The sequence below is a fragment of the Thiothrix fructosivorans genome, assembly GCF_017349355.1.
GTDB lineage: Bacteria > Pseudomonadota > Gammaproteobacteria > Thiotrichales > Thiotrichaceae > Thiothrix > Thiothrix fructosivorans.
Map to the genome: position 1 here is coordinate 1145982 of NZ_JAFMPM010000008.1, position 22508 is coordinate 1168489.

At 51.0% G+C, this 22508-nt stretch carries 20 protein-coding genes, 1 tRNA gene and 1 pseudogene; 9 read left to right on the forward strand and 13 right to left on the reverse strand.

Annotated elements, in window-relative coordinates; all coding sequences use genetic code 11:
* Window positions 1-58 precede the first annotated feature (58 nt).
* Window positions 59-1009, forward strand: coding sequence for an AEC family transporter (locus J1836_RS19790; protein ID WP_207252865.1), 951 nt, complete (start codon window positions 59-61; stop codon window positions 1007-1009).
* Window positions 1009-1836, forward strand: coding sequence for a methyltransferase domain-containing protein (locus J1836_RS19795; protein WP_242632930.1), 828 nt, complete (start codon window positions 1009-1011; stop codon window positions 1834-1836). Before J1836_RS19790 ends, J1836_RS19795 begins: the two co-directional genes overlap by 1 nt.
* Here the strand turns inward: J1836_RS19795 and J1836_RS19800 are convergent.
* From J1836_RS19800 to J1836_RS19825, 6 genes are all read right to left on the reverse strand, one after another.
* On the reverse strand, window positions 1830-4247 hold the full coding sequence (locus J1836_RS19800; RefSeq protein WP_207252866.1) for a protein kinase family protein: 2418 nt from the start codon (window positions 4245-4247) through the stop codon (window positions 1830-1832). The two genes, J1836_RS19795 and J1836_RS19800, sit on opposite strands and share 7 nt — an antisense overlap.
* Before the next feature lie 95 nt (window positions 4248-4342).
* Complete coding sequence (locus J1836_RS19805; protein WP_207252867.1) at window positions 4343-5233, reverse strand: RNA-guided endonuclease InsQ/TnpB family protein; 891 nt, start codon at window positions 5231-5233, stop codon at window positions 4343-4345.
* A complete protein-coding gene (locus J1836_RS19810; RefSeq protein ID WP_207252868.1) occupies window positions 5152-5415 on the reverse strand; it encodes a helix-turn-helix domain-containing protein in 264 nt (87 codons plus the stop codon). Before J1836_RS19810 ends, J1836_RS19805 begins: the two co-directional genes overlap by 82 nt.
* A gap of 143 nt (window positions 5416-5558) precedes the next feature.
* Window positions 5559-7055: a hypothetical protein gene (locus J1836_RS19815; protein ID WP_207252869.1), complete on the reverse strand. Its 1497-nt coding sequence runs from the start codon at window positions 7053-7055 to the stop codon at window positions 5559-5561.
* Window positions 7056-7101: 46 nt separating this feature from the next.
* Window positions 7102-7416 (reverse strand): MGMT family protein, encoded by a 315-nt coding sequence (locus J1836_RS19820; RefSeq protein ID WP_207253231.1) that lies wholly within the window; start codon window positions 7414-7416, stop codon window positions 7102-7104.
* On the reverse strand, window positions 7413-7988 hold the full coding sequence (locus J1836_RS19825) for a carboxymuconolactone decarboxylase family protein (RefSeq protein ID WP_242632931.1): 576 nt from the start codon (window positions 7986-7988) through the stop codon (window positions 7413-7415). Before J1836_RS19825 ends, J1836_RS19820 begins: the two co-directional genes overlap by 4 nt.
* A gap of 160 nt (window positions 7989-8148) precedes the next feature.
* On the opposite strand from J1836_RS19825, the gene J1836_RS19830 reads away from it, so the two are divergent.
* Both J1836_RS19830 and J1836_RS19835 read left to right on the forward strand, forming a co-directional pair.
* Window positions 8149-8225, forward strand: a tRNA-Arg gene (locus J1836_RS19830).
* A 107-nt stretch (window positions 8226-8332) separates the two neighbouring features.
* On the forward strand, window positions 8333-11098 hold the full coding sequence (locus J1836_RS19835) for a response regulator (protein ID WP_207252870.1): 2766 nt from the start codon (window positions 8333-8335) through the stop codon (window positions 11096-11098).
* Here J1836_RS19835 and J1836_RS19840 read toward each other — a convergent pair.
* Window positions 11095-12843 carry an ABC transporter ATP-binding protein gene (locus J1836_RS19840; protein WP_207252871.1) on the reverse strand — a complete coding sequence of 583 codons (1749 nt, stop codon included), beginning with the start codon at window positions 12841-12843 and terminating at the stop codon, window positions 11095-11097. The two genes, J1836_RS19835 and J1836_RS19840, sit on opposite strands and share 4 nt — an antisense overlap.
* 9 nt (window positions 12844-12852) lie before the next feature.
* The gene (locus J1836_RS19845) at window positions 12853-13305 is read right to left on the reverse strand and encodes a hypothetical protein (protein WP_207252872.1); all 453 of its coding nucleotides are present in this window, start codon (window positions 13303-13305) and stop codon (window positions 12853-12855) included.
* Window positions 13306-13416: 111 nt separating this feature from the next.
* Here J1836_RS19845 and J1836_RS19850 point away from each other — a divergent pair, with 111 nt between their 5' ends.
* The 4 genes and pseudogenes from J1836_RS19850 to J1836_RS19870 all read left to right on the forward strand — a co-directional run bounded on the left by J1836_RS19850 (window position 13417) and on the right by J1836_RS19870 (window position 16777).
* Window positions 13417-15456 carry a monovalent cation:proton antiporter family protein gene (locus J1836_RS19850; RefSeq protein ID WP_207252873.1) on the forward strand — a complete coding sequence of 680 codons (2040 nt, stop codon included), beginning with the start codon at window positions 13417-13419 and terminating at the stop codon, window positions 15454-15456.
* A 47-nt stretch (window positions 15457-15503) separates the two neighbouring features.
* Window positions 15504-16027 (forward strand): annotated as a pseudogene (locus J1836_RS21660) (disulfide bond formation protein B).
* A gap of 195 nt (window positions 16028-16222) precedes the next feature.
* Window positions 16223-16393, forward strand: a complete 171-nt coding sequence (locus J1836_RS22035) for a tRNA-dihydrouridine synthase (RefSeq protein ID WP_207253233.1) — start codon at window positions 16223-16225, stop codon at window positions 16391-16393.
* Between the two features lie 126 nt (window positions 16394-16519).
* Entirely contained in the window at window positions 16520-16777 is a 258-nt protein-coding gene (locus tag J1836_RS19870) for a helix-turn-helix domain-containing protein (protein ID WP_207252876.1), read from the forward strand.
* Window positions 16778-16848: 71 nt separating this feature from the next.
* Here J1836_RS19870 and J1836_RS19875 read toward each other — a convergent pair whose 3' ends face one another.
* Window positions 16849-17376 carry a helix-hairpin-helix domain-containing protein gene (locus J1836_RS19875; RefSeq protein ID WP_207252877.1) on the reverse strand — a complete coding sequence of 176 codons (528 nt, stop codon included), beginning with the start codon at window positions 17374-17376 and terminating at the stop codon, window positions 16849-16851.
* Window positions 17377-17557: 181 nt separating this feature from the next.
* On the opposite strand from J1836_RS19875, the gene J1836_RS19880 reads away from it, so the two are divergent.
* The gene (locus tag J1836_RS19880; RefSeq protein ID WP_207252878.1) at window positions 17558-18991 is read left to right on the forward strand and encodes a cytochrome-c peroxidase; all 1434 of its coding nucleotides are present in this window, start codon (window positions 17558-17560) and stop codon (window positions 18989-18991) included.
* Here the strand turns inward: J1836_RS19880 and pyrE are convergent.
* The 4 genes from pyrE to hisD form a co-directional block, all read right to left on the reverse strand.
* Window positions 18988-19629, reverse strand: coding sequence for an orotate phosphoribosyltransferase (gene pyrE / locus J1836_RS19885; protein WP_207252879.1), 642 nt, complete (start codon window positions 19627-19629; stop codon window positions 18988-18990). The genes J1836_RS19880 and pyrE overlap by 4 nt on opposite strands.
* Window positions 19630-19638: 9 nt before the next feature.
* Window positions 19639-20493 (reverse strand): archaetidylserine decarboxylase, encoded by an 855-nt coding sequence (gene asd, locus J1836_RS19890; RefSeq protein ID WP_207252880.1) that lies wholly within the window; start codon window positions 20491-20493, stop codon window positions 19639-19641.
* Window positions 20494-20604: 111 nt separating this feature from the next.
* A complete protein-coding gene (locus J1836_RS19895) occupies window positions 20605-21039 on the reverse strand; it encodes a sulfur globule family protein (RefSeq protein WP_207252881.1) in 435 nt (144 codons plus the stop codon).
* A gap of 166 nt (window positions 21040-21205) precedes the next feature.
* Window positions 21206-22507 carry a histidinol dehydrogenase gene (hisD, locus tag J1836_RS19900; RefSeq protein WP_207252882.1) on the reverse strand — a complete coding sequence of 434 codons (1302 nt, stop codon included), beginning with the start codon at window positions 22505-22507 and terminating at the stop codon, window positions 21206-21208.
* Between the last annotated feature and the right edge of the window lies 1 nt (window position 22508).

Genomic DNA, 22508 nt, shown 5'->3' on the forward strand with positions numbered 1-22508 from the left:
ACATTAAGCCTCATTACATGCAACTATTCGCGTTTGTTTGCACGCGTACAGGTGTGAAATGCTCGAATTCTGGAACACCATCCTGTTTTCCCTATCGGTCACGGGGCCGATCTTTATTTTGCTGGCATTGGGTGCATGGCTGCGTCAGCGGCAGTCGCTCAACGATGCGTTTATTGAAGTGGGTTCACGTTTGGTGTTTACGTGGGCATTGCCTGCGCTGCTGTTTGTCAGCATTGCGAAAACCCACATTGATGCCACCACCAACTTCCAACTGATCGCCTACGGCTTGGTGGCGATGAGCATCTTGTTTGTGTTGACGGAAATCCTAGCGCATTTCACGGTACAGCCGCCGGAAGATCGTGGCGTGGTGGTGCAGAGCATTTTCCGTTCCAATATGGCGATTATCGGGCTGGCGTATTGTGTGAATGCCTATGGTGAAGTGGCGTTGGTGGCAGCGTCATTGTACGTGGGGATTTTGAGCATCCTGTTCAATATCCTCGGCGTGATCACCCTGAGCCGTTCCCTGCATAAGCAGCAAGGCATTGGCGGTATCCTGCGCAATATCGTTTCCAACCCTTTGATTATCGCAATTGTATTGGCATTGCCGTTTGCATGGTGGGATGTGCGTCCGCCAGAATTGCTGATGAAAGCAGGGAAAACACTGGCGGATATGACTTTGCCGCTGGCGTTGCTGTGTACCGGCGCATCGTTGGATTTTCACACGCTGAAACAGGAAATGAATAAAACCTTGCTGGCAACCTTCAGCAAGCTAGTGCTGATCCCCGTGTTGTTTACGGCGGGTGGTTGGTGGTTCGGCTTTCGCGGCATGGACTTGGGGATTTTGCTGCTGATGTCCTCCGCACCCACGGCGGCAGCAAGTTACGTGATGGCGCGGGCAATGGGGGGCAATGCAACGCTGGCGGCAAATACCGTGGTGTTGACCACGCTGGGTTCGTTGCTGACCACGAGTTTGGGTGTGATGGTGTTACAAAGTAGAGGATTAATGTGATGTGTGAAGTGCCCGTTGCGCGAGTGGATTGCCGTTCCTTTGCGGCATTTTGTCAGGGGCATCATGCTCATGCCTGTTCAATTCCCGTGGATGAATTACCCACCCGAATGCACGAACTCCCCAAAACCAGCGAACCACTGGCCTTATATGCGAACGCTGAAGATTTGCAAAAAGCCGCCGCATTCCTCACCAGCAAAGGCTATCAAGTGGCGCAAGCCATCGAATGGACGTTGAAACTGGAGGCAACCTTACAAGCCGCTGGCTTATGGCAAAGCGGTGAGCAATCGCAGCGTTTGTGGCAACCCGCCCCCTTACTGGCGCGATTCGTCACAGAATTCATGCCCGCCCACCAGATTCAGCCGGAGCAGGGCTTGGATATTGGCTGTGGGGCAGGGCGCGATATGGTCTACCTTGCCATGCACGGTTGGCAAATGACGGGGATCGACTACATTCCCGGCGCATTGCAACGGGCGCAGCAATTGGCAAGCAGCCAACACGTCACGGTCACAACCCTGCAACTGGATTTGGAAACGGGGCAAGACCCGTTCGGGGCGTTTGCTGATGGGCAATTCGCGCTGATTTGCGTGGCACGTTATTTACACCGCCCGCTATTTCCGTGGCTGAAGCGCTTGCTGAAACCCGGTGGTGTCGTGATTTACCAAACCTTCATGCAAGGGTCGGAAAAATTCGGCAGCCCGCGCAACCCGAACTTTTTGTTGAAAGCAGGCGAGTTGGCGGAAGTGTTTGCGGGTGCAGACATCCTGCTCAATGCAGTGGAAATACTGGACGATGGTCGCCCAGTGTCTGCCTTTATCGCACGTTATTGATTGGTGGCGGGTGGCAAATCTTTGATGGTATCCAGCGGTAATTCCATCAGATTGGGTACGTCGGGTGTAAATGTATTGCCGTTGGGATTGGCAGCAGCATTGTCCGCATCCGTCACCGGTACTTCAAACGTAACATTATTGGCGGGTGGGGGGGGTAGCGGCGCAGGTTGTGGGGTAGGGGGCGGCGCATCCAATTGAATCGGCGGCAGTTCTGTCGTTGCGGGCACGGGGGTAATATCTTGCACAGGAATGTCTGCCGGAACACGTATCTCTTCAACAGGCGCTGAAATAACTGCTGCTGGTGCAGGCGTTGCTGCGGCGGCAGCGGCTTCGGGATTTTCGGTTTCTGGCGGAGCAAGTGCCGGTTTTGCGGTTGCTTTCGCTGGTACGGCTTTGCTCGCGGTGGTTGGTTCGGGTATTTCTTTGCCGGGAACAAACACGCCCATCGCGAGGGTTTCGCGGTAACGTTTTTCCAGCGCAATCTGTTCTTCAACTAAGCCGTCGAGTTTGTATTTGCCGATCAGGGCTTGGCTGTCGTTGAGTGCAGTACGGGCTTTGTCGGTGTCGCGTTTGCGCAGGTGTGCGAGGGCATTGTCTTGCTGTAAGGTCGCGACTTTTTCCAGTAATTTCAGGGCATCGGGTTGATCGGGTGTCTTTTCCAATAAGGTACTTAAGTAAGCAACGGCACTTTCGCCGCGATCATCGCCGGTATTGAGATTGCCGAAGCTAATGGCGCGTTGGGCGCGTTCTAAGTACTGGCGGGCATCATCGTCGATGGCGAGGGGGCTTGGCGTGGTGCTGCTACTGGGAGTATCCGCTGCTATGGCAGGTGGGGTGCTGTCAGGGGGAGCGGTGACGCTGGTTTCTTGTGTCAGTGCTTGTTTGCGTTTGGCTTGTTCGACTTCGGTTTCTAAGCTGACTTGGCGTTTTAAACCATCGGCAAAGGTGAATTCGGTAATCAAACGATCCGCTGTCCCCAATAAGGTGCTGGCTTCATCCAGTTTGCCTGCACTGAGTAAGGCTTCGGCTTCGGTGTGCTGGTCGTTGATTAATTGTGCGAGTAACTGTTGGGTTTTGGTATCGTCTGCGTTCAGGGCGATGGCTTTGCGTAGGTAATCCACGGCGGCGGGTTGTGCCGAGTCGGTGCTGAACAAATTGCCTTTGCGGATAGCATCGGCAGCATTGTCTTGCAAAGTGCTGAGATCATTGTCTGCGGCTAATTCGGCTTGCGCGGTAGCAGCAGTAGCGGCAGCGAGGCGTTCGGCTTCAGCACGGGTGTTAGCAGCCGTTTCAGCGGCGAGTTTATCCGCTTGGGCTTGTACGCTGTCTTGATCCAGCGCGGGCGGCAGACTGGTTTCACCGACCAACGCGGCTGAATCGGTGGGGGGCTGACTGCTTGCTACCGTGCTAGGGGTTGCCGTTACGCCTGTCACCGCTGTTTCTGACGGATTGGTGGGTTGATTGTCACGGCTGGAGAGTAGTTGGTATGTGGTCATGGCGACCGCACCCGCTGCGACCAATGCCGCCAGTGGCAGCAGCAACTTTTTTTGCTGTTTGCGTTGTAAGGTGCGTAACAAAGCCGTGGGATTCTTATGGCGATTGGCACGTTTGAGGTCTAAGCCTTGCCGTAAAACTGCCCATGCTTCAGGGCGCAATTTGCGGATGCTGGTCGGGGATAGGTTGCGCACGGTGGCTTCCAACGCACTTTGCTTGCCGAATGGGGCTTCGCCTTGCAGTAAATGGTAGGCGAGGCTGGCAATCGAAAACGTGTCATCAGCAGTGGTCGGTGTGTCACCTAACAAGACTTCTGGGCTGATGTAGCCAGAATGCAGCGTTTGGCGGGAACGTTCGTTCGGAGTGCTGTTATACGTGGCACGTAAGGCGGCAGCAACGGGCGAGGTGAGCAAGCAAGGCAGTTTATCACCTAGCAATACCGTATCGGGTTCGAGGTAACCGAAGATGCCATCAGGGCGCTGGTTGGCAATGGCGTTACTGAGACTATCCAGCAATTCGAGGGCTTCGGGAACGGGCATTCCACGATCATCAAGTTCCGCCAGTCGCTCGGTAAGCAACATGCCGCCACTATTGCGAATAATGATCCAGCGTAAACCATTTGCCGTTTTGCCATCGTCAATAATGTGCGGCATTCCCGGCGTGGGTTTCTGATAACCATGCAGCACATGCCCGAAGGCCTGTTCAAATACAGGGTTTTGTGCCAGCGCGGGGAGTAGGGTAAACACCAAAACGTTCGTTTGCTCACCGTTCCCTTGGGTTTGTTTCAGATCTTGCGCCCAATAGAGCTTGCCGAGCGCGGTATCCGCCATGCAGCGCCGCAGGGCATAGCGCTCCTGTAGGGTTGGCAAGGTTTGCACGGTCTGAGCATCCAGAGAAGGTCGATGTGAAAATGGCATAACGCAAAAGCTCCTGCGAATTACCGCCGGTAGTCACTAAAAGGCGGTGATTTTGACATCCTCCTCTCCCTAAAGGAAGGGGATTCCTACTGCACTCAGCTAGATAGCTGATTTACTTCGGCGAGTTCCTGCTTCATCGAGCGACTGAATGCCGCATCTCCACAGGCTAACAAGCGGTGTCCCCGCTCTTTAACATTGATCGCACCGACATGATCGGCGTGATTTTCATAGTGACATTTTACACACACAAACCGTACTTGCGTTTGGCGGTTATCCGTTGATACGTGGTGGCACTCAGGGCATTCTTGACTGGTGTAATGCGCAGGAACGGCGAACAACATGCCGCCATTCCATGCCAGTTTGTAGTCGAGTTGCCGCCGGAATTCACCCCAGCCTTGGTCGAGAATGGCTTTGTTTAAGCCAGACTTTGCCGCCACGTTCTTGCCGGGATTTTCTCCTGTACCTGCCGCTGATCGGCTCATATTGCTTACCTGCAAATCTTCGACGAATACGAGCGCGTGGTTTTGGCTGATCGTGGTCGTTGCTTTGTGCAGGAAATCGTGGCGGGCGTTGGCGATGGTGGTGTGGAGTTTTTGAATTTTGGCTTTCGCCTTTTTCCAGTTGTTGCTGAATTTCTGTTTATGCGCCATGCGCCGTTGGTATTTGGCGAACTTGGCTTGTTGGGTCTTGAAGCTGTTGAGCGGGGCAATATAGCTGCCATCCGAGAACGTGGCAAAACGGGCTATACCCAAGTCGATGCCGGTGCTTGTAGTAGCGGTGGAGGTGGGTTGCTCTACTTCTCGCTGAGTTTGAATGCTAATGTACCACTTGCCGTTTTTGCCGGACACCGTGATATTGCGCAATTTACCCAACACCTCGCGGCTGTTGCGGTAGCGTATCCAACCTAGTTTGGGCAGGAAAATGCGGTTGTTACGCTGATCGAGCTTGATTTGTTTGGCATCGCGAAACCTTGTTCTCGTTTCCAAACGGGAAGCCATGCCGCCATCGCTACATAGTTGATGAACTTTTCACCCGCCGCATGGTTAGCCTGTTGCAACGCTAACGCCTTGTTGTAAACAAGCCGACACAAACCCGCATAACGGCGTAGATTGCGCCGTTGCTCGCCGTTGGGTTTCAGCTCGTATTTAAAGGCTTGGAGTCGTTGCATGGTGTTAAAGATAGACTAAAATCCCTATTTTATGCGCCTGAATCCACTGTAAATGTGGATTTCAGCCGACAAACGGAAGAGAGGGGCGGCAATACCGCCCTCGCTCTGAAGGACGAGGTTTTACGCGAAAGAAGGATAAAGGATTACTTCGCTTTGAGCACATCTTCATGGAATAACTGACCAACGGCTTCCATTGCGATTAATTCATCAGCATCACCTTGAATGGAGAGAATCATGTGTGGCGGTACAAATGCGCCAGCACCCAAGGCTTTGGGGGCAACGATTTGATGCGCGGCTTGCAATTCCGGCAGAATGGCGGCACGGAATGCCTCATACGAAGCGTAATTGCGGCGTACTTTGGCTACTAGCGTGTCAAACAGCATCACTAACGGTGGCGGCGGTGGGCTGGCACGGGTAAAGCCGAGTGAGTGGAAAATGCCCGGTTTCAACCACAGCAGCAATTCGGCTTGCGCGTTGGAGACATCCCATGTTTCCCGCCCTTTGCGCGGAATGGCGGTTTTGATGAAATGATCAATCATGTCCGCCGTATCCCACGGTTGGAACACCAAGCCGCCGCCCGCGAGTGGTCTGCCGGGCAGACGCTCTTTCAGCGGTAATAACCACACGGGAGCGGGTTCAAGCTCGACGGGGCGGTTGAGTTCGGCATTTTGCACGTAACCATCCGTGCCGTTGCCGTAGTAATCCAAGTGTTTGCCATTCTGCCAAAAGGCTTCGCCTTCGTTGAGCATGGCGCTGACTTTCGCCCATTTATCTGCCCCGAACAGGGCGCTGACGCTGGCTTGATTCAGCGGCGCATTCAGACCGAGGTTGAGCGCAAGGTGCATCCCCGCTTCGGAGCAATACACTTGCTCGGCTTGGCTATGCAGGGTGGCGAGTGCGCTGCTGCTGCCGAGAACAGCATTGAGGACATTGCTGCCAAATTCCATCACCTTGGCGTAGGTATTGGTCATCAAATTGTCATTGCCGTTGTAATCGGGTGGAAATTTGGTCACTTTCTGCAAGAGCATCGACCAAGTACGCACATTATTGACGTAGGCGCGTTGTTCAGCGGGTGAAATATCGCCAAGGAAACGAATTCGCCACAGCAGGGATGGGTAATCTTTCGGATTCACATGCCCAGCAGAGTGTTGGTTGGCGTAGCTGCGCGGGCTATCCGTGGCAACCATGCCGCTGGCGACACCGATGTAATTGCGAATGTGGGTAATGCTGAATTTGAGCATTTCCAGCCCTTTTTCTTCATCATAGAAAACGGACTGGATAATATCGCGATTACCTGGGTTGTGGTGTGATGAGCCGAGATACCATTCGCCCGGTTGGATGTAACGCAATAAGTCGCGCTGTTTGGCTTTCCAGACATTCTGGTAGGCAATCAGGCGTAAATCGTTGTCGCTGTGTATGTGCGTGGGGACTTCTTCCCATTTGCCACCGACTTCGATGCGTTTGGTGACGAGGGAACGGTTGTTGGTCAGGGTGGGGTCTTTCCACAAGGCTTGCGCGGTGGCGGGATTGATGTCGTAAGCCGCTGGCGGCAAAGGACGGTCATAGCGAGATTGTGGATTCTGAGCGTACCAAGCATTGGCTTGCGCCAAGGTGAGGTCGGCGAGTCGTGAGACCATCATATTCTCCTTCTGTTGTTGCCCGATTGCTTGAGTATAGTGCAATGTTTTAGCGTATGGGCTGCCAGCGGAAGCGTTTTAAATCGATTTTGTTATTGGCATCAAACACGATGCCTTCGGCTTCTAAGAGGTGACGTTGGTGTAAGTCGCCGCCGGGATAAGCGCGACCAAGGCTGAGCTTACCTTGCGCATTGATAACGCGTTGCCACGGTACGTCAGAAAATTCGGGGAGGGCGTGCAAGGCATAGCCCACTAAGCGAGCGTGTCCCGGTAAGTGGGCTATGGCGGCTACATCGCCGTAAGTAGCGACGTAGCCTGCGGGAATTTGCCGGACGGCGGTATAAATGCGTTGGTGCTTGTTCAGGCAGCAGCCTCAGCCGGTTCGTATTTTTCCAGTGCGTGTACCAGTTGAGGAATTTGCGAGAGCGCGGGTGCGCCATCCATCAACAGGGCGATAGGCATGACCTCGAAAATTTCTTCAGGGCTTGCACCAAATTCACGCGCCGCTTTGACGTGCATGTCGATCAGACGAGCATCTTGGCGCACTAAGGCGATACCTAACCCGACCAGCTCGCGGCAACGGCGGTCAATACAGCCTTTGCTGAGGGAAAATTCACGCCATGAGTCCATCCACGCTTTCCATAGTTCGGTGTGATGGTGTTCTGGGCTGGCTTGCACGTAGAGCGCGACGCGGCGTACTTGCAGCATTTCGGTGTCGCTTGCCCCCAGTTTGAGTGCTGCGTCGGTGTGAATGTCGATGCAGCGGTGACAGCCTTTGGCTAATGCCATGCCTAAGGTAATCAGTTCTTTATGTTTACGATCCAGTACGCCTTTTTTGGTACTTTCTTGAGAAAGTTCGCCGATGATTTCCAAAAACTCACCTAAGCCGTAAGTTCTTGCCTGTTTCAGGGATTCCATGAAGTCATGATCTATCATTGTTTGTACCTAGTTTTGTTGCAGTGCAAACAAAGTTTAGCATATTCTTATACGCTACTGTCTCGGTCGTTTTTCTGAAAGACTGAAAAAAGTGTAAAAAAATGTAAATTTTTGCTTGACCAAATCTGAATGCATCTCCATAATATGCACCTCTTCCAGCGCATCTGTAGCTCAGTTGGATAGAGTACCTGGCTACGAACCAGGTGGTCGGAGGTTCGAATCCTTCCAGATGCGCCATCTATATCAAAGGGCTGTCCATGTGACAGCCCTTTTTTTTTACTGAATCTCCTCAGTATATTTGCTAATATGGCCATCAATAATTTTATAAAAAAGATGCCATACGTGTGAAAAATGCAAACGTTTACTCTAGTGATGGTTTTGTTACCCGCTACATCGTCTACATTCTCTCCTTTTTGCTGGTGATTGGTTCTACACTGGTGTTTTGGGTCAGTTATCAGAAAAGCCGTTCGGTCAATGAAGAAATTGCGGTTTACGAAGCCAGCCAGTTTGCTGCGTCGGTGGCGCGTTTCCGCACGTTTTATTCTGAGCAGTTTTTGCCGCGTGCTCAAGAAAACGGGATGGTGATTACGCATGACTACCTTTCTCGTAAGGATGCCTTACCCTTACCCGCAACGATGATGATTGATTTTGCAAAGTTTTTGACCGATGCAAAAGACAGTTCGTATAAAGTGCGTATCTACAGCGATCTACCTTTCCCATGGCGTAAAGATAAAGACGGTGGGGCGCACGACGATTTTGAGCGGTGGGCATTGCAAGAGCTGCGTAAAAGCCCTGAACAAGCAGTGTGGCGATTTGAAGGCAAAGACGATAACCAAGTGTTACGTTATGCCCGTGCGGATCGTTTGGGGGCGAGTTGCATCGAGTGCCATAACACCTACCCCGGTACGCCTAAAAAAGATTGGAAAGTGGGTGATGTTCGTGGAGTCTTGGTCGTCAGCCGTCCGATCAGTGGGTTCGAGAAAGCGACCCAATCCGCGATGATGGAATCGTTTCTGATGCTGTTCGGCTTGGGGATTGCGATGTTGCTGGTATTAGTGCTGGCATTGCGTGGCTTGCGAGCCTCCGCTGAGGAGTTAAAAGCCAGTCAAATCAAAAGCCGCACGATTGTCGATTCGGTGCTGGATGCGATTGTGGTGATCAATTCCAAAGGCATCATGATTGAAGCGAATGAATCCGTTTACCCTGTTTTGGGTTACACGCAGCAAGAATTACTGGGGCAAAACATCAATATTTTGATGGAGGGTGAGCACCATGTTGCGCACAATGGCTATCTTCAGCGTTATTTACACACCGGCGAGCCACATATTATTGGTAAACCGCGTCAGTTGATTGCCCGCCGTAAAGATGGTTCGTCTTTCCCTATCGACTTATCGGTGAGTGAGGCGCGTTTCGGTGATAATGTAGTGTTTACGGGGATTATTCGCGATATTAGTCACCGCATTGTTGCGCAACAAGAGTTGGCGACAGCGCGTGATGCGGCGTTGGAATCAGCGCGTCTAAAATCCGAATTCCTCGCGAACATGAGCCACGAAATCCGCACCCCCATGAACGGTGTTATTGGGATGACCGAGTTGCTGCTGGGCAGTAAATTAAATCGTGAACAACGTGATCAGGTACGTACCGTACAGCACAGTGCCGAATCGTTGTTGCGCATTATCAATGATATTTTGGATTTTTCTAAAATTGAGGCAGGGAAATTGTCGATCAGTAGCAGCCGGTTTGAGTTGTTGCCGGTAGTGGAGGGTGTGATCGACTTATTAGCTGAATATGCACACACCAAAAATATCGAAGTGGCGTTCTTTATCGACGCTGATGTGCCTGCGATTATTGTGAGTGACCCCATTCGTTTGCGCCAAATTTTAATCAATCTACTCAATAATGCCATCAAGTTTACCGAACGTGGGCATGTGATTCTCAATATTCGTACATCAGGGGACGTTTGGCAACACGAGGGTGATAAGCAACGGTTACTGTTTGAGGTCATGGATACGGGGTGTGGCATTCCTGCCGCTGCGCAAGCCAAGCTGTTTTCCGCGTTTTCGCAGGTGGATGGTTCTGTCACGCGTCAATACGGTGGTACAGGTTTAGGGTTAGCGATTTGCAAGCAATTGGCGCAATTGATGGGCGGCGATGTGGGTTTGAGCAGTACCGTGGGCGAAGGGTCGTGTTTCTCGATTACGCTTCAGGTGGTGGTGGTTGCTGGGCAGCAGCGCTTGCAGAATCCGCGTGTGACATCGTTATTAATGTTGGGCGCAAAACCGTCACTCAATCGTTATTATGAAAAACAGATACGCCAATGGGGTATTGAGCCTACCCTCGTTGAAACCCTGAATAGCTTGATGATGACCTTGGAGGAAAACAATCGTTATGACGTGGTGGTGTTGGATGCCGATATGTTTTACTACAAACCAGAACACCCGTTAGGGATTCTGGCGGTACTCCATGCGGTGCGGCAATGCAGCGCTGTGCCCTTGATTATTTATGGTAGTGCGCGACAGATTGCTGTGTTGGAAACGATTCGTTTAGGGCGGCATGTGCAACTGTTGACCAAGCCGATCAAGCATTCCGCTATCCAACGGTATCTCCAGCGCTCCAATACGCTACCCGTTGAGGCAACCGTTGAGGTCACGCGACCTGCGACCGCTTCGCCAGACACGGTTAAAACGACTGCAACCGTGGTGCGTATCCTACTGACCGAAGATCATATGGTGAATCAAAAAGTCGCCTTAGCCATGCTGAAAAAGCTCGGTTATACCCAGATTGATTGTGCCATGAACGGTGAGGAGGCGTTGGCAGCAGTGCAACAGCACACCTACGACGTGGTGTTAATGGACTGCCAAATGCCACAAATGGATGGTTATGAAGCCACTCGCCAAATCCGCCAGTTGGCAGACGCACGTTATCAAGCTTTACCCATTATTGCGTTAACAGCACACACCATGAAGGGTGACGATGAGAAATGCTTTGCTGCGGGCATGAACGACTACTTGTCCAAACCCGTGCGCGTCGATGAACTTCAGCAAAAGCTGGCAAAATGGTTGAAGGTCAACCCTCTACAACTGTTGGCGGTGGTGGCAGCAGACGCTTAGCTATTCAAGAATTCGCCGCTTTGGTGTTGCCACATTTCGGCATATTTGCCGTGTTGTGCGAGGAGTTCATGGTGTGTGCCTTGTTCGATAATGCGCCCATTTTCGAGCACGATGATTCTGTCCATGCGCAGAATAGTGGAGAGGCGGTGCGCAATCACGATGGCGGTTTTGTCCTTAATCAGCTCAAAAATAGCCACTTGGATTTGCTGCTCGGTTAGGGAGTCGAGGGCGCTGGTGGCTTCGTCCAGCACCACAATCGGTGCATTGTCGAGGAAGGCGCGTGCAATCGCGATGCGTTGTTTTTCCCCGCCGGATAGTTTCACGCCGCGCTCACCGACCATGGTCTCGAAGCCTTGCGGTAGTTTGTCGATAAAATCTAATGCTTGTGCTTTGCGAGCAACGTCGCGTAATTGTTCATCCGTAATGATTTTGCCCAAGGCAATATTGTCGCGAATGCTGCGGTGAAATAGATCGGGTTGTTGCGGTACGAGCGAGAGTTGTTCCCGCAACGAAGTGAGGGTGAAGGCTTTAGCATCCACTTGATCAAACAGGATATGCCCTTGCTGCGGGTCAATAAAGCGGAACAGTAATTTGGTTAATGAGGTTTTGCCTGAGCCGGAATGCCCGACGAAAGCGACTTTTTCGCCCGCCTTAATGTGTAGGTTAAAATCGTCAAATAGCGTGACGTGTTGAGCGTCTTTACCATACGCAAAACCGAGATGCTCAAAGCGAATGTCGCCCTGTGTAATGGGATACGCTTGCCCCGCGTTGGCGTCTTCGACGTCGGTTTGCCGGAATACATCGGCCATTTCCCGCGCATCCGCGAGTACGTTGAAGAAACGCCGGAAATTCATGCCGAAATCCCACAAATGTTTGATTAGAATAAGCAAAACGCTTTGGAATAAAATGAATTCGCCGATCTCGAATGCGCCGTTACGCCATGCACCAATCATCCAATAAATCAGCAATAATTCGATGCCAAACACCAAGGTACTTTGCACGGCAAAGGATACGAAGGTGAGCAACCACGCCACATTGCGTTTACGGTAAGCTTCATCGGCGATGCTGCTGATATTGGTGCGTTCCCGCTGTTCGAGCGCGAAACTTTTGACGACCGCCATATTGCTAATGCCGTCGGCATACGCGCCACCGAGTTTGGAATCCATCGCCGCCACGCGTAAGTCGAATTGCAATTTCCACACCAGAAAGCCGCCACTCCAGCCCAGAAAAATCACGACCCAAATCAGAAAATACAGCGCAAACTCCGGTTGTTGCTGGTAAAAAATGATGAAGGCGAGGGCGATACGCAGCAAGTTGCCGTAGAACTGGAAAATCAGCCAATCAATAATGGTTTCAAAGGCTTTAATGAAACGGTTGGCTTGCTTGACTAAACTGCCTGCGAAATTATTTTCAAAGAAGTGTTGGCGTTGCTTCACCAAGACATCGAAACAGCGTTTATCGAGTTTGTTTAAACCCCAACTTTGGAACATGATCATGCCCAGTTCCAACGCCCGCCAGCTTAACCAAATCAGCCCGTAGGTGAAGGCAATATAGCCGAGATTTTCCAGCAGCAGCGTGTGCGTGGCAGCACTGAACGGTTTAGAAAGACCGTTGGCGATTTCTTTGTAATACAGGGGGACGAGCAGATCCAGCCCCGCACCACCGGAAATGCCCAGCATGACCACAAAAAACCATCCCCATTTTTGGCGGATGAGCGTTCCATATTCGCGAAAAATAATATCCATGCCGGAATATTAGCAGAGGGCAGGGTTTGAATGCTTGTTTCTTGCTGCTGCGGTGGCTCTGGCGCGTGCTTCGATTTCGTAAGGATTATCCCAATAAAAGCGCTTGCCTTGTAGATGAGCGCGTAGCCCCGCGAGCGCGTACACCAGCGGGAAAAGTACACCCCAACGCTCAAATTGTTCCACATGCACGCGTTCATGCACGCGGCTGTTGTGTAAATGTTGTGGGGAAACACCTGCGATGACGTGCCCGATGGTGATGGCATTGACTGCGCCAAGAAAGGGCAGCCGCCCTTTATCCAGCCATTGCCCGACGATACCCCCCCAGATTTCCAATGCGCCGCTGTGTATCACGTATCCACCGCCAGTCCATTTCGCGAGTAAGGCTAAGGGCAGGCAAGCGATGCTGATAGGGCTGACCCATAGGTAGAGGAGTAATTGCCACCAAAAGGGCGTTTTTTTCACCTGTTGCTCCGCGTGATCTGGATAAGAACTGAACTGATGCCGTGTGCCAAGGGTCAGAAACCCGTATACTTATGGAAAACGATGTTAAGCAGATTGTAGGGGATTTAGGCGATGGAGCATGAACTATTACGCAACATTTTATTATTGTTGGTCATGTCCGTGGGCGGTGTCGCTGCATTTCGTACCCTGCATTTACCGCCTATCTTGGGCTATTTGTTGGTGGGGGCGTTAGCGGGCACGCATGGGCTGGAATTTATTCATGAGCCGAAAAGGCTGGATTTCATGGGTGAAGTCGGCATGGTCTTTTTGCTATTTGCGATTGGACTAGAGTTTTCTGTGAAGCAATTCATGGCAATGCGCAACACCATTATGGGCTTGGGTGGTATGCAGGTGGTGATCTCGACGCTATCCGGCATGGTGATACTGTCGTATTTTGGTGCATCTTGGCAAAGTGCTTTAGTGGCTGGTGGGGCGATGGCGATGTCTTCCACGGCGATTGTGGTCAAGCAATTGAATGATCAGGCTGAAATGCGTTCTCCTCACGGTCAAGCCGCATTAGGTATTTTGTTGTTTCAGGATATAGCGGTTGTGCCGTTTTTAGTCATTATTCCCTTGTTAGCGCTTGGCGATAGCGGAGGCGGACGTAGCCTAAGTGAATTATTATTGACGGCTTCTTATTACGCGGCGTTGTTATTTGCGACGTTGTTGGTTGGGCATTATACCTTGCGCCCGTTATTCCAATACATTTCCCGTGCGGAATCTCTTGAACTGTTCAATATTACGGTATTGTTGGTCGCGCTTACAGCGGCGTGGATTACGTTTTCATTGGGGTTGTCGATGGCGTTAGGTGCATTCCTTGCGGGGATGTTGCTGAGTGAAACGGAATACAAGCACCAGATTGAAAGTGAAATTCGCCCGTTTCGCGATATTTTGATGGGGATTTTCTTTATCACTGTCGGCATGAAATTGGACATGGCGTTGTTGTCGTCCCTCTGGTTGCCGGTACTGTTGTTGGTAGTGGGGTTGACCGTTGGCAAGGGGTTCTTGATTGCGCTATTGGCGCGGATGTTTACGAGCAGTAATAGCTCTTCGTTGCGTACTGGGTTAGTGTTAGGGCAGGGGGGGGAGTTTGGTTTTGCTTTACTGGCATTGGCATTGGACAACGATGTGATGCTTGAACATGAATCCCAGACAACATTGGCGGCGATTGTGATCAGTATGGCGATTTCACCGCTGATTATTCGCTACAATGAAAAGATTACCACGGTGCTGTTGGGCGATACCTACGCAAAACAACAATTTAAGGAGGCGGCAGAGGTCAGCGTTGCCGTCAAAGAAATCGAGGATCATGTTATTCTGTGCGGGTATCGCCGCATGGGTCAGAATATTGCGCGTTTTTTGCAGGAACAAGGTGTGCCGTATATTGCGCTCGACCTTGACCCCGGTATCGTGGAAAAAACCTGGGAAGCGGGTGATCCCGTGCATTATGCGGATGCAACCCGCCCTGAGATTCTGCTAGCGGCAGGCTTGCAACGGGCGCGGATGGTGGTGATTACCGTGGTGGATATTGAAGTGGCGAAGCGTGTGGTGGAAGCGGTGCGCTTAAAACGTGCCGATATTCCGGTGTTGGTGCGTACCCGTGATGAGCGTCATTTGCAGGCATTGGTGCGTTTAGGTGCAACCAGCGTGCTCCCCGAATCGCTGGAGGCTACTTTGATGATTACCCAGCGTATTGTTGAGCAATTGGGCTTCAGCCCTGATGAAGTATTTGAGATGACGGAAAAAATTCGTCGGGATAGTTACCGTGCCTTGCATAGCTATTACCACGGCGCTCAAGATAAGCCTGAGCAAAGTAATAAAGCGGCAACATTTTTGCATACCTTTACCTTGCATGAGCATGATTACAGCGTAGGCAAGCGCATTTCTGCGTTAGGGTTAGAGCGTTTTACGGTGCATATCAAGGCGTTGCGTCGAGGTGAGATTCGCGGTGAGCAGCCGTCACCGGAGATATTCTTGCAAAGCGGGGATGTGTTGGTGTTGGAAAGTGGTAAAGCAGATGGTTTTAAGGATGTAGAGAATGTGTTGCGCACGGGTGGTAAACTAGCGAAAACGCAGCTAGTGAGTCAGACTGTTGCGCCAGACGTGCGTTGATATGGATATGACAATAATTTTTGATGTTTTGGAGGGAGTCCGAACCGATGAATAAGCGTCCTCACTACTTATTTGTATGCCTGTTTAGTGTCGCCTTGTTGGGGGCAGCCCTGTTCGTGCAGTTGGTGATGGGGCTAGAACCTTGCCCACTGTGCATTTTGCAACGCATGGCGCTGATCACCATCGGTGTAGTGGGACTGGTAGCCTTTTTGCATAACCCTGCGTGGCTTGGCGATAAAGTATACGGACTGCTCTTGATGCTGGGGGCTTATGCAGTGCTGGGATTGCCATTCGTCAGGTGTGGTTGTTGAGTTTGCCTGCGGAAGAGGCGGCATCTTGTGGGCCGGGTCTCGAAATCTGGTTGGATCGTTTTATTACCTATTTACCGCAAGGGCAGGCAACGGAAGTATTGCTGCGTAGTGGGGCGAGTTGCACGGATGTTGCGTGGACACTGTTGGGCTTGAGTTTACCGCAATTAACCGCCCCTCTCTTTATTTTGGTGGCACTGTATTTGGTTTGGCTATTTTTTAAGCGAGCTAACAACCATAGCGGTACATTTTCAATGCGATAAAGGCTAGCGTCGCTTATCACCCTATATCCTAGATAATATACCGTTTATCAACGATTTCATTGGGTATATTTCATGCTGTGGTATTCTTTTATTCAGGATGTGCGTTTAGTTAGATGGTTTCCATTAAGTTTAATATCAACTACAACACATGCCGGTAGCCTAATGATTGGTCGATTCGCTTGGGGTTAGCAGTGGATAGCTGGGTTAGTAAAAAATTCTCACAACAGTGGGAAACTTTTTACGCAGCCTGATGTCCATGAGAAGTGCCGAGTTGTTTTAGATCACATTGGGGCTATTCACGACTTCTATGGAACGGATATAGGTGTCCGTATTGCAAGGAAGCACATCGGGTGGTATCTGGATTGAATCACCTCCGAGGCAAATGGTTAAAAAAGGATTTTTGCGGTCACAACTCCTGAAAAACAGTTGGCTGCGGTTCATGAAGTATTGTGTAGAATCGCACTAACAAATATTAAAAAGGTTGCATGAATTATGACGAATACATCTTCTCGTGTCGGTTTGGACGCTTCTTTGTCTGAAACGGTTGCTCGTACTTTACAAGATTATCTGGATACGCTGGGTGATCACGAAGCATCAAATATCTATCGTTTGGTGCTGGATGAAGTGGAACGCCCAATGCTGGAAATCATGATGCGTTATACGCACAGTAACCAGTCAAAGGCCGCACAGTGCATGGGTATTAACCGTGCGACATTGCGCACTAAGCTGAAGCGTCATAACTTGCTCTAATTGATTAGCAAGACATGACAAAAGGGGATAGTTAACGTATTAACTATCCCCTTTATTAAATTTATCAAAAATTAATTTTTCAAGGTTGCTTGGTACACTTTTAAGCCATCCCAATCTTGTTCACTTGCCAAATTTGCTTGCTTAGCCCAGCTTTCTGCTGAGGCTTTACTGTAGCGAATCCCACTCGATGCTAGGCGTTCAGCCACTGTTTCCACACTTAATTCTGCTAATTGTGTGTAATGCTTAATGCCTGCATTATTCATGGCTTCCGCCAATTTAGGCCCTATCCCACTTAACTTGGTTAAATCGTCTTTTTCAGCGCTGCTTGGTTCTGGCGCGGTTACTGTCTCCGTTACTGTTGGGGCTTCCACAACTGGCGGAACAATGGCAGCAATTGGGGGGGCTACTTTGGTCGCATCCAATGCAGCTTGCAACTCACGATTTTGTTGCTGCAAGTTAGCATTTTCTTTACGACTGGCTTGTAAGGCTGCTTCGACTTTCTTCTTGGGGTTAGGGACAAATAAGCGGACAAAGATCCACTCGATGACCCAACCGACCAGTATTCCAAGAATAAATATGCCTGCTAGTTTAGACAACATGGCTTAACTCCGTTGATTTAGCGTGTATTTAGTGCTTTTTTTTACAAAATGGATTCTAAACAGATAATACGGCAGACAGAATACACCAAATGGTAGGGTTGAGCAGACAAACCTCCTCCCAGCTTGATCTATGGCAATGTAATAATGGTTTTACCCGATTGCTATGAGTGTCAGCCTTGCCATGCGGTTAATGATTGTTACGTTGTTTGTTACCTTGGTGTTACAAGGTTGTCAGGATGAACCCCTTAATACGACGATTTACATGCCGGAGAACGGTAGTTCGCTGGTGTTACGCTCTGAGCTGGATGCGGAGTTGGAGGGCTTGATTCAGCGTTATGGGTTAACTGGTGATCCCTTACGTGGTAAAAACTTGCCCTCCATCGACGCTCCGTTGGCACAATTAGGTCTAAAACTATTCTTTAATAAAGCCTTATCGGGTGATAAAGATGTCGCGTGCGTAACGTGTCATCACCCCTTGTTAGGCGGTGGCGATAATCTTTCCTTGTCGATTGGTGTGGGGGCTGAGAACCCTGATGTGCTGGGGCATAAGCGCTTGTTAAAAGACAGTTTGACGCTCGGTGTACCACGTAATGCGCCGACAACGTTCAATAGCGGCTTGTGGCAACAGTTTATGTTTCATGATGGGCGAGTGGCACAAGTTGCGGGGGGCATTACCACGCCGGATGTGCCATACCCACAACCCGATGCTCAGGCAGGTCATAACCTTGTGCACGCGCAAGCCCGTTTTCCCGTGACTTCTTCCCATGAGATGCGTGGCAATCTGTTTGATAGGGGCGGCACCACCCAAACGTGTCGTGATCGTTTAGCAGAACGCTTGCGGGAAGAACCCAATTGGTTGTCGTTGTTTCGTGCTGCGTTTGCGCAAGCCGATGCTGCCGCCGAAACAGTGATGACCGAACAAAACATCGCATTTGCACTGGGGGAATACGAGCGTTCGCAAGTGTTTGTGAATCATGCGTGGAAGCAATACGTGCAAGGGGATTTAACCGCACTGAGCAGTTCCGCGAAACACGGTGCATTGCTCTTTTTTCGGGAACGCTCCGAAGGGGGCTATGCGTGTGCCGCATGTCATCGTGGGGATTTCTTTACCGATGAGCAGTTTCGCAATGTGTTGATGCCGCCGATTGGTCCCGGCAAAGGGGGCGTAGACAATCTTTCTCAACAAGATTACGGGCGGTGGTTGGTGACGCAAGACCCTGCCGATAAATTCCGCTTCCGCACACCGAGCTTGTTAAACGTGGCGGTGACGGGGCCGTGGGGGCATAACGGTGCGTATACCACGCTTGAGGGTGTGGTGAAACACATGCTGAACCCGTTTCAAGCGGCGCTAAGTTATGACAGTGCGCAATTGCAGCAGACTCACATTCCACACATGCATTTACAGGAAAATTTACGTGAAATGCTCGCCAGCAATACGGATATGGCGGGGCAAGCCTATCGTGAAGAAGACGTGGGGTATTTAGTCGATTTCCTGCAAACCTTAACTGACCCGTGTGTGACGCGCTCTGAGTGTATGAGTCGTTGGTTGCCGTCAAAAGATTCTGACGAGCAGAATCCATTGACGTTACAGCTAGATGCGCGGTTTGAACCTTAGATGCCGTACTGCGTGCGGTAAGCCTGAACGTTGCTCAATAGTGCGGCATCGTGCAAATGACTGCCGACGTGATTGATGACTTCGTTCAACCCAACAATGCTAATGACGGATATACCGTATAAGGCTTCGACTTCTTGTACAGCGGATTGTGTGCCGGTGCCGCGTTCTTGACGGTCGAGCGAAATAGCGACACTAGCGAGGGTTGCGCCGTGCGCTGCAACAATATTTGCCGATTCGCGAATCGCCGTGCCTGCGGTCATCACATCATCAATGACCAGTACGCGACCTTGCAACGGTGCGCCCACAATCGTACCGCCTTCGCCATGATCTTTGGCTTCTTTGCGGTTGAACGCATACGGATAATCTTTGCCATGATGTTCATACAAGGCAATGGCGGTCGCGGCAGCCAAGGGAATGCCTTTGTAAGCTGGGCCAAACAGCATGTCAAATTGCACCCCAGAATCGACAATCGCTTGCGCGTAAAATTTACCTAAGCGCGATAGGGCAGAACCCGTTTGGAACAACCCCGCATTGAAAAAATACGGGCTGATACGCCCTGATTTCAGGGTGAATTCACCGAAACGTAACACGCCTTGCCCAATGGCAAAATCCAAAAAATCCTGTTGGTATGTCTTCATGAATCCTTCCTATGCTGATAAATCGGCTAATGCTTGTCCTACACACAGCGCTACATCGGCGCTCAGTGCCTTGTCCCACGGAATTTGTCCCTGCTCTAGCAGCAAGATCACGGTCGAACCCATGTTGAAACGCCCCATTTCCGCGCCTTTTTCCAAAGAAACATGGGGGAATACCTGACGTTTCACGCCCCAACCTTGTGGTGGGGTGACTAAGCCATCCCAAACCGTTTCGATTGCCGCAACGTTAATCGCGCCGACCAGCACCATCGCCAGTTTGCCGAATTCGGTATCAAATAGTGCGACCACGCGTTCATTGCGGGCAAACAAACGGGGAATAGAACGGGCGGTATGCCCTGCGACACTAAACAATCGCCCCGGCACATACACTTGCTCTGTCAATGTACCCATCAGCGGCATGTGGATGCGGTGATAATCGCGAGGTGATAGGTAAATCGTCATGAATTGCCCATTCATAAATGGGGCGGCGCGTTCCTCATCGTCACCCAGCAATTCCAATGCAGAATACTCATGCCCTTTGGCTTGGAAAATTCGCCCCGCTTCAATCTTACCCATTTGGCTAATACGTCCATCCACCGGGCTAACCAAGACCTGTTCACCAGCAGCGATAGGGCGCAGCTCTGGTTTGAGGGGGCGGGTGAAAAAGGCATTGAACGTGGGGTAACAGGCAGGATCAGGGTTGACGGCTTCAGCTAAATTGACCTTGAAAATGTTACTGAACAGTTGTATCGCATGGGGTACAAGGTTCGGGCATTGAATGCGTGTTAAGCGGAACACCAAGCGGGAAATGAAATGATGTGGCAGGATATAAAGAGGCCAAGATTTCAGCGCGTCGAGTAGAGTCATGCAAATTCACGTATTAGGGAATAAAGGCGCGATGATACGGTAAATTAGCCGAGAAGAAAGCAAAAAAGGCGTTCCGAAGAACGCCTTTTCGCAAACTGTGATGCTTGCTTATTATTGCGCAGTCGTTGGCGCAGTTTGTGGCGTTACCGGTGCAGCCATCATGATTGGAGCGCCGTCTTTAGCCGTTTGGGTGTAACCCGATGCGTTGTTAGCGGTGTTGCCGTAGCCATAGCCGTTACCTGCGGTATACCAGTCGCCATTGCCTTTACCGTTAGCTGCCATGTCGGTGTTCATATTGGTTTTGCCTTTACCTTTGAAAGTGATAGCAAAATCAACTTCACCGTCAGCGTCACCTTTACCACGACCCCAGCCATTCACATCACCCGCGCCATTGCCGTAACCGTTGCCGTTCGCAGCAGTAGAGCCAGTGCCGTTGCCTGTGCCGTTACCCGCCGCCGCACCGTTATCAAAGCCATCCATGAATTCAGCAGAAGCAGCACCGGATAAAGCGATCAGGGCAGCGAAAGCGATTGCTTGTAATTTCATAATGTTATCTCCTAGCGTTAGTGTGTGAAGAATCTTGAATATGTGAATATCATAATATTAGAGTTTTCTAATGTAAAGGGCTTTACATCCGATTTTTACACTTTTTTTGCAAATGTAAAAAAGCCCCAGTAGGCGGGGCTTCTTCAATGCGGTTAGGATAGAAATCTTAGTCTTTAATCCGATACTCCGCCGACCGTGCATGGGCGATCAGCCCTTCGCCGCGTGCCAATACCGAGGCAATCTTACCCAACGTTGAAGCACCGTCTGCCGAACAATCAATCAGCGACGAGCGTTTCTGGAAATCATACACCCCCAGCGGGCTAGAGAAACGGGCGGTACGTGAAGTCGGCAATACGTGGTTCGGGCCTGCACAATAGTCGCCCACCGCTTCCGCCGTGTAACGTCCCATGAAAATCGCGCCTGCATGACGAATTTGCGTCGCCATGTCACGCGGATTTTCCACGGAAAGCTCCAAGTGTTCGGGGGCGATGTAGTTGGCAACTTTCACTGCTTCTGCCATATCTTGCACATGAATCAGCACACCACGGCTTTGCAGCGAAGTGGAAATGATGGTTTTGCGCGGCATTTCTTCCACCAGACGGTTGATGCTGGCTTTCACTTGTTCGATGAAATCCGCATCGGGGCAGACCAGAATGGATTGTGCGTCTTCGTCGTGTTCTGCTTGCGAGAACAGATCCATCGCAATCCAATCTGGGTTGGTCTTGCCGTCGCAGATGACGAGAATTTCAGATGGGCCTGCAATCATGTCGATACCGACCGTGCCGTATACCATGCGCTTGGCAGTTGCTACGTAGATATTGCCGGGGCCAACGACCTTATCCACTTGCGGAACGGTTGCTGTGCCGTAAGCCAAAGCGGCTACCGCTTGTGCGCCGCCGATGGCAAACACGCGATCAACGTTGGAAATAGCGGCCGCTGCCAGTACCAGTTCGTTCACCTCACCATCGGGCGTGGGTACGACCATGATCAATTCCGGTACACCCGCCACTTTAGCAGGCACGGCATTCATCAGCACGGAAGAAGGGTAAGCCGCTTTGCCACCGGGGACGTATAAACCAACCCGATCCAACGCAGTGACTTGTTGCCCCAGCAAGGTGCCGTCGGCTTCGGTATAGCTCCACGAATCCATGATTTGGCGTTGCGCATAGGATTTGAGGCGAGCCGCCGCTTGTTCTAAGGCAATACGCTGTTCAGGCGTGATCTTGGTCAGCGCTTCTTGCAAACGAGCGGCTGGAATCTCCAATTCAGCCATACTGCCGACGCTCATGCGGTCGAAACGGTTGGTGTATTCGACCACGGCGGCATCGCCATGTTTGCGCACATCTTTGAGGATGCCGTTGACGGTATTGAATACCGCGTCATCGGAGACGCTTTCCCACGCTAGTAAGTCTTGCAGTTTTGACCAGAAATCGCTGTCGTTGGTGTTTAATTCAGTAATGTTAAGCATG